Here is a 6,955-nt window from a genome sequence, read left to right on the forward strand (position 1 = left end):
TGAGGCCCAGCTTTCTCGCAAGAGCTTCCATCATTTTTTCTCCGTTGTCTTTTCAATAACGTAGGAGCTATTTGCCTATCACGCCAAGTTGTTAGCAAACTTTAATGGTTATCCAGCACACCTCCTCTGTTAAGTAAGCCCCCACAAATCAAGAAAGTCCCCAGAAATATGCTATGTGACGGATTGAGGAAATGCCGACTTCCAGCATGTACTTGTCTTCTTCCCCAAGCCCCTTCTCGCCACTGGCCATGATAGGCGTGCCGTGACCCATACCTCCGATGATGTACTCTTCGATGCCCTCCTGCCCCGCCTCGTTGCACCAGACCAGCCGAGGGAAGCCGACGACGTCTTCGACCCGTGTCGGTGGGCCTTCAACCTGGTGAATAGCCTGCCACTGCCGGACGATGGCGTCGGCATTAGCGTTGTCGACAGTTGAATCACTGCCGCCATGCCAAACCGAAATCGTTGGCCAGGGGCCTTCGAAGGTCGAGGCGCCGCGCACAAGGGAGTTGAGCCTACTGTCTGACGGACCACCAACCCCTTTCATGCGCACCATCGCTTCCATCAGGTTGTCCGCGCTTCGGTAGGGTAACCCGGCGATGATCGCGCCTCCCGCAAACACCTCTGGGTAGGTTGCCAGCATGACAGATGCCATGGCGCCTCCTGAGGACATCCCCGTGATAAATACGCGCAGCGGGTCGATGGCGTGATCCTCAACGACCTGCTCAATCATATGAAAGATAGAGAGTGGTTCGCCGCTGCCACGGCGGGTGTCGCCAGACTTGAACCAGTTGAAGCTACTAAGGGGGTTATTGGTTTTTCTTTGTCCGGGATACAGGAGCGCTATCCCGCATTCGTCGGCGAGTTCTGACCAGCCTGAACCGCGGTCATAGCCCTCTGCCGACTGAGTGCTGCCGTGTAGCACGACAACGAGCGGTCCGTTCTTGGAAAAGTTCTTGGGGATATAGATATCCGCGTGCAACGACCCGGGGTTATTGCCGAATTCATTCAAGTTGGTTAGACGGCTGTAGCTAACTGAAGATGACGCCATATGGTCTCCTTTGCCATGCAAAACCTTAGGATGCGCCTTAATGCACGCACGTACTGTGCGCTTGCGAACGTAATGGGGGTCTTTCAGAAGTTATTTTTAGTGGGTGTATGAGTAGTTAAATCTGCTAAATTTGCCTGTGCAATAGCTGTGCACAGTCATGGCCGGACGTTATGAAGTCTCTTATAATGGTTGGGCACAGATTGAAGCCCTTCTTTTTCACTTTCGCCTGAAGTTACCTGAAGAGGGCCTAATGGAGTTTGATTGGTGGGCGATTGCGCAAACATAGTCGCTTTATGGTGGCTTAGAAAGAATATGGCAGTGATGAATAGCGCAGCAAAATCCAAGTAATAGCCCTATTACCCTATATAAACCCTAGGTTAGTGCCGTCCCCCATGCGTTTCATTTGTGATTTTTACAGCTATTTAGCTATTTGCGTCGTTGATTAGCGCGCTTTAGGGCCGTCACTTTTTCAGGACGTTTCATGGATTTCCACTGACGTATCTCTTCAACGCTACGGCCACAGCTGGTGCATAGCCCGCCCTTGAGCTGACAGGTGGACAAACAGGGGCTTTCGATTTTCTTAGCCATCAATGCCTCGTCGTTGTGAGACGTAGCCGGCGTTTCCAATCACCGTTATGTGTGCGAAGGCACGCTTGCTCGCTGTCAAAATCGACGTGCTGAGCAATGTCGTCGATGACGATGTCCGACTCGTATAACACCGTAGCCGTTAGTTCCAGCATTAGCTGCTTGGCATTGCTATTGAGCGCTTTTGAAAGGTTTGCACTGGTGTCGAAGACCCAGGTTACTACTAAACTTTGAGGGAAATGTTGGTAGTCGACGCGATGGGTCAGCCATTCAAATCCGGGCAGTTGATACTTCGCTTTTTCACAGGCGTGTGTCAGGGTTGCAACAAGTTTTCGTTCTATCTTGCCGTGTTCTTTGGCAGTCATAACCGTTTCTCCATGTTAAGCACGGCTCGAGGAGATATCGGCAGTACGTCGATGTTCATCCCGGGTGGCTAACGCTGTCTTATGTATTGCCAACCTTGGTTGGCAATTGTTGATAATAGAAACAAGGCAGCGGCTAAGGTGACAATCGTTGGCCCGGTCGGGGTGTCAAAAAAATAAGCGGCCTTGAGGCCCGATGTTACCGACAGCGTTGCGATAGCGGCCGCCACCAGGGCCATTATTTCCGGCGTGCGGCAAAAAGGTCTGGCGGTAGCCGCTGGGATGATTAACAACGCAGCAATTAGCAGTGCGCCCACTACCTTGAGTGCCACGGCGACCACCACCGCGAGAGAGAGTGTAAGTGCCAACTGCTCTCTGCGTGGCTGAATGCCGCTAGCATGTGCCAATTCATCGCTGAGCGTGGCGGTTAATAGGGCTGACCAACGCCAAAATAGCAACCCTAGCACCAGTAAGGTGCCGCCCCCGATGATCCATAAATCATCTTTGCCCACGGCCAGTATATCGCCGAACAAATACGCATTGAGGTCCACGCGGATGCCTGAGATAAACGAAACGGCGACTAATCCAACTGCTAGGGCTGAGTGTGCCATCACGCCTAGCAGGGTATCCATCGCATAGCCGCGTCCGCTGAGCATCGTTACGCTGGCTGCCATGGTAAGGGAAACGATTAAAACGCCTGCAAAAATGGATAGATTAAACATTAATGCCATTGCAACGCCCAGAATAGCAGCGTGCGCTGTGGCATCGCCGAAATACGCCATGCGCCGCCACACCACAAAGCAGCCGAGCGGAGCTGCCGCAAGCCCCACAAACACACCGGCGAGCGCCGCGCGCCACATGAAATCATCCAGCATGAGCCGCTTCCTTATGTTGGTAGACGGCTAACGTCTGGGCTGTCTGGTCACCGAATAAGGCTTGATAGTCCGGGGAGGAGGCAACACGCTCGGGTTTGCCTTCACAACAAATGCGGCGGTTCAAACAGAGCACATGATCAGCGGTGCGCATGACCACATGCAAGTCATGGCTCACCATCAATACGGCACAACGATAAGTCTGGCGCACTTCTTCAATTTTTTTGTAGAAGTCAGCAGTGCCCCGATGATCCAAGCCTTGCGTTGCCTCGTCGAGTATCAAGATGTCGGGTTTTGAGATCAGTGCTCGGGCCAGTAGCACCCGTTGAAATTGCCCTCCAGATAACTGGCTCATAGCGGCTTTGCCCAGTGTTTCAACCCCAGCATTAGCTAATGCTTGCTGCACATCGATCCGTTGATGGTGGTGTGGGAGATTCATAAAACGAGACACAGTCATGGGCAACGTCGGATCCAGGTGGAGCCGTTGAGGTACATAGCCTATACGTCGTTTAGCATCGATGGAAACGCTGCCTGCCGTCGGCTTAATAGCGCCGATTAATGTTTTCACCAGTGTCGATTTGCCAGACCCATTAGGGCCAATAAGCGTCACGATTTCTTCACGGTGCAGCGCCAAATTGATGTCTTCAAGAATTTGCTGACCACCTATCTGGACGCTTAGCTGATTAGCGCGCAAGAGGGGAGTGCTAAGTTTCATCGATGGAGACATCGGGTTGGAACTCTCGCTTGATCGCAAATTGTTATGTTATAACATAATATAAAGTGCAAGGCATAGCATCTCCAGCGGCGATGTAAATGATCAGAAAAGCAGTAATTTTTTACTTAATTAATTGATAATTAGGAGATAATAGATGAAATATGGTTTGGTACTTTGCTCGTTGCCACTCTTAACAACTGTTTCCCTGGCCGCTTTAGCGGAGGCTCCAAGAGTGGCGGTGGATATACCCCCCGTGCATTCACTGGTGACTAAAGTAATGGGAGACCGTGGCACCGCTGAACTTTTTATCCAGCCCGGCGCATCACCGCACGGTTACTCGCTGCGGCCTTCAGAAGCCGCCGTGTTGGACGAGGCTGATTTAGTGGTGTGGGTGAGCAATGATTTAACCCCTTGGCTGTCGACGCCGATTACCAACTTAGCGGATGACGCCAAGCACCTAGAATTAATGCGTGTGCCTGGGATTAATCGGTTTGAATATCGTGAAGGTGCCACGTTTGATGTGGCTGACCACGACCACGACCACGACCACGACCACGACCACGACCACGACCACGACCACGACCACGACCATGCTCATGATGGTGAAGATCCCCATGGCTGGCTAGACCCTGCTAATGCACGTGTTTGGCTGGATGCCATCGCGCAGCAGCTGGGAGAACTGGACCCTGATAATGCAGATTACTACCTTGCAAATGCAGACCAAAGTAAACAGGAACTCGATACACTTGCACACGATATAAAACAACGCCTAGCGGACAGTGGAGATACGCGTTTCATTGTCTTTCATGACGCTTATCAGTACTTTGAAAATGCCTTTGATGTGAGAGCGGCCGTTGCTATTTCGATCGGCGATGCCTCCTCACCCAGCCCGGCACGCATTGAGGCGCTGCAGAAACTCGTCAGCCAACAGGGCATTCACTGTGTATTCAGTGAACCGCAATTCAATCCGCAAATCGTTAATAATATTTTTGGCGATACCGATGCCTATATTGGCGTAATGGACCCTATAGGCGCTGGTTTGACGACCGGTGCTGGGCTCTACGATGCATTGCTTAGCCAGATGGCGGATGAAATCCAGGTATGCACAGACGCCATGTAAAGGCCTTCGCTTACCCGTTGAAAATAGTGTGCTGACTGGCACAAGTAAGGGCGCGTCTACCAGTATCAAAAGCTAAAATGCCCCTGATAAAGATAGACGCGCCCAACGTGCAGCGTATTACGTAAGCGAATTGCTAAACGTAGAAGTCCAAGTCCTCTTGGGCTTTGAGCAGATCCCGCATGACGATGGGATCGTCGCCAAAAAAGAAGACTAAGCCCCAATGTGTGCCGAAGGCTGAGCGGTCAGGCACCGTCTCCTCGGTTGGTGCGACCAGTTCGTGCGACTCGAAATAGGGGTGATCTACACACTCTGGGGGCATTACCAGTTGGCTGACGACGCGACGGCGTGGGTACACACCAAAGCAACCGGCGTAGCCTTTCGCATCCACCACTTCTTTGGGGAAGAAGGCAGCGACTTCTTCTTTGGTACTTTTCGGGTCGAATACCAGCATGGATGCCTGGTAAGCGTTGAAACCATAGGCTTTCTCAATCAGTTCGAAGGCTTTGAAACCGGGTGGGCGGTAGGCGACCTCGCCAAAGTACATCTCACCGTCAGCGGTCACGAAGTACTCGGGGTGAATCAGGCCAAACTGAATGTCGAACGTTTTGATCAGTAGCTCGATCTGCTTGGTAATTGCGTTACGCCAGCTTTCGAGTTCCGCAGTAGCAGGTACGAATACTGAATAGCCCAGCGTTACGTATTCCGAAATGTTCAGGAACTGGATTTTGCCATCGTGTATCCAGGCTTCAACGGCAAATTCCCAGCCGCTTAGATGACTTTCCATCAACAGCGGATACTCTTCGTCCGGAATGTTGTCGATTTCTTCCAGCGTGCGGATCATTCGGTGGCCAAGGCAACCAGCTTTATCGAAGGCTTTGACGTGAATCGGGTCGTCTGGATCACCGTCTAGCTTGAGCAGAGTCTGGTTGACGCGCTTCATAAAACGGACGATATCTTCTTTCTCGTGCGCTTCTTCAAAGATCCCAACGCGGATGCCGCCAAGCTGAGCACGGCGTTTCATCAACGCCTTATCGCGGAACAGAATAGACTGCCCGTACATGCGAGGACTATCCATAAGGACAGAGTTGATCGCGCCAGACCATTCCACGGTTTCTTCAAATAGCGGGATGGCAACGTCAACGCCTTCGGCTTTCAGCCGCTCGGCGATCTCCATGGAACGATCATTCAGTCGCACAAAATTCCAGGAAATATAGGGAATATTGTTAGCGGTACAGAAATCTTCGGCCCACTCTGGGGCTACAACGACATAGCGGCGGTCAAATTTTTGCGCCGCTTTAATCGCATTCACGCTCCAGCCAAGCAGGGCAATATAGCCTTTGTTGGGGTCTTTAGGGGTTTCGGTGCCTTTCACCGAGTCCATTTCAGGGTCGCGCCACGCCGCGACGGCTTCGGGTAATTGCTTTTCTGATGTTATCGACATTCGGTGTTCTCCTATGCTGGTTAACCCAGACTGACTGCACCAACATTGGGCGCATCAGGTGAACTAAGCCGCAGTCAGTATTGTTTCGAAAAAGAGACTTAGAGATGAGCGAGAAAGCCAGTGCTGGGCAGGATGTAATCAGGCATTTCTCAGTACCAACCTCGTTATAGTACTAACATAGACGAGCGCGTTACAGTTGGCAATTAAACGGTAAAGCCCTGTGGAAAGTTGGCACGGTTGTTGCGTCGAAAAATCGGCCTATGTTTTACAGCTAATACAGCTAATACATTGTTTATTTAATTTAATAAAAATGTTTTATCTATGGCGATAAACTGACTGGCCTCATGCGTTAGTGTGGCAGCGGTAAACTGAGGAACGCCATACACCTCGACTCTCTTACCATATTTGGTACGAATTTTGTTGACTAAAAGGTCAAAGTCACCGTCGCCTGATACCAGCACAATAACATCGGCCTGTTCGGCGTATTCCATGGCGTCTAGCGCAATGCCTACATCCCAATCCCCTTTGGCGGAACCGTCTGAGCGCTGTATAAAAGGCTTCAGTTTTACATTAAAGCCGATCGCTCTGAGTATGTTTTGAAACTCCCGCTGTTTTTGATCACCTCTATCAATGGCATAGCAAAAAGCGTTTACAACGCTTCTATTAGCGGTGGCCTTGGCCCAAAACATGTTGTAATCAAAGTTTTTGCCGTACGCTTCTCGGACGGTGTAATAAACATTTTGAATATCAACAAATATAGCAACTTTTATCATCAGCTAGCCTTTTTTAAAGATATTAAGGTAATTATA

8 protein-coding genes are annotated in these 6,955 nt (G+C 50.8%); 1 reads left to right on the plus strand and 7 read right to left on the minus strand.

All coding sequences use genetic code 11. The features are described from left to right. Positions 1-148 precede the first annotated feature (148 nt). The 5 genes from MOY_RS15930 to MOY_RS15945 all read right to left on the minus strand — a co-directional run bounded on the left by MOY_RS15930 (position 149) and on the right by MOY_RS15945 (position 3,585). Positions 149-1,051 (minus strand): extracellular catalytic domain type 1 short-chain-length polyhydroxyalkanoate depolymerase, encoded by a 903-nt coding sequence (locus tag MOY_RS15930; protein ID WP_009101808.1) that lies wholly within the window; start codon positions 1,049-1,051, stop codon positions 149-151. A gap of 426 nt (positions 1,052-1,477) precedes the next feature. After that, complete coding sequence (locus MOY_RS17060) at positions 1,478-1,639, minus strand: DUF1289 domain-containing protein (RefSeq protein ID WP_009101811.1); 162 nt, start codon at positions 1,637-1,639, stop codon at positions 1,478-1,480. Next, entirely contained in the window at positions 1,639-2,001 is a 363-nt protein-coding gene (locus tag MOY_RS15935) for a hypothetical protein (RefSeq protein WP_009101813.1), read from the minus strand. Before MOY_RS15935 ends, MOY_RS17060 begins: the two co-directional genes overlap by 1 nt. 68 nt (positions 2,002-2,069) lie before the next feature. Beyond that, positions 2,070-2,873 (minus strand): metal ABC transporter permease, encoded by an 804-nt coding sequence (locus MOY_RS15940; RefSeq protein ID WP_009101815.1) that lies wholly within the window; start codon positions 2,871-2,873, stop codon positions 2,070-2,072. Beyond that, complete coding sequence (locus MOY_RS15945) at positions 2,863-3,585, minus strand: metal ABC transporter ATP-binding protein (protein ID WP_009101817.1); 723 nt, start codon at positions 3,583-3,585, stop codon at positions 2,863-2,865. Before MOY_RS15945 ends, MOY_RS15940 begins: the two co-directional genes overlap by 11 nt. Before the next feature lie 154 nt (positions 3,586-3,739). Here MOY_RS15945 and MOY_RS15950 point away from each other — a divergent pair, with 154 nt between their 5' ends. Next, positions 3,740-4,705 (plus strand): zinc ABC transporter substrate-binding protein, encoded by a 966-nt coding sequence (locus tag MOY_RS15950; protein WP_009101819.1) that lies wholly within the window; start codon positions 3,740-3,742, stop codon positions 4,703-4,705. A 133-nt stretch (positions 4,706-4,838) separates the two neighbouring features. Here the strand turns inward: MOY_RS15950 and MOY_RS15955 are convergent, their stop codons facing one another. Beyond that, the gene (locus tag MOY_RS15955) at positions 4,839-6,146 is read right to left on the minus strand and encodes an ATP-grasp domain-containing protein (protein ID WP_009101821.1); all 1,308 of its coding nucleotides are present in this window, start codon (positions 6,144-6,146) and stop codon (positions 4,839-4,841) included. 296 nt (positions 6,147-6,442) lie between these two features. Continuing rightward, entirely contained in the window at positions 6,443-6,919 is a 477-nt protein-coding gene (locus tag MOY_RS15960) for a LabA-like NYN domain-containing protein (RefSeq protein ID WP_009101823.1), read from the minus strand. Between the last annotated feature and the right edge of the window lie 36 nt (positions 6,920-6,955).

This window comes from Halomonas sp. GFAJ-1 (assembly GCF_000236625.2).
Taxonomy (GTDB): domain Bacteria; phylum Pseudomonadota; class Gammaproteobacteria; order Pseudomonadales; family Halomonadaceae; genus Vreelandella.

Coding starts and splice junctions, on each gene's coding strand:
- MOY_RS15930 (WP_009101808.1), bottom strand. CDS start 1,051: ATGGCGTCATCTTCAGTTAGCTACAGCCGTCTAACCAACTTGAATGAA.
- MOY_RS17060 (WP_009101811.1), bottom strand. CDS start 1,639: ATGGCTAAGAAAATCGAAAGCCCCTGTTTGTCCACCTGTCAGCTCAAG.
- MOY_RS15935 (WP_009101813.1), bottom strand. CDS start 2,001: ATGACTGCCAAAGAACACGGCAAGATAGAACGAAAACTTGTTGCAACC.
- MOY_RS15940 (WP_009101815.1), bottom strand. CDS start 2,873: ATGCTGGATGATTTCATGTGGCGCGCGGCGCTCGCCGGTGTGTTTGTG.
- MOY_RS15945 (WP_009101817.1), bottom strand. CDS start 3,585: ATGAAACTTAGCACTCCCCTCTTGCGCGCTAATCAGCTAAGCGTCCAG.
- MOY_RS15950 (WP_009101819.1), top strand. CDS start 3,740: ATGAAATATGGTTTGGTACTTTGCTCGTTGCCACTCTTAACAACTGTT.
- MOY_RS15955 (WP_009101821.1), bottom strand. CDS start 6,146: ATGTCGATAACATCAGAAAAGCAATTACCCGAAGCCGTCGCGGCGTGG.
- MOY_RS15960 (WP_009101823.1), bottom strand. CDS start 6,919: ATGATAAAAGTTGCTATATTTGTTGATATTCAAAATGTTTATTACACC.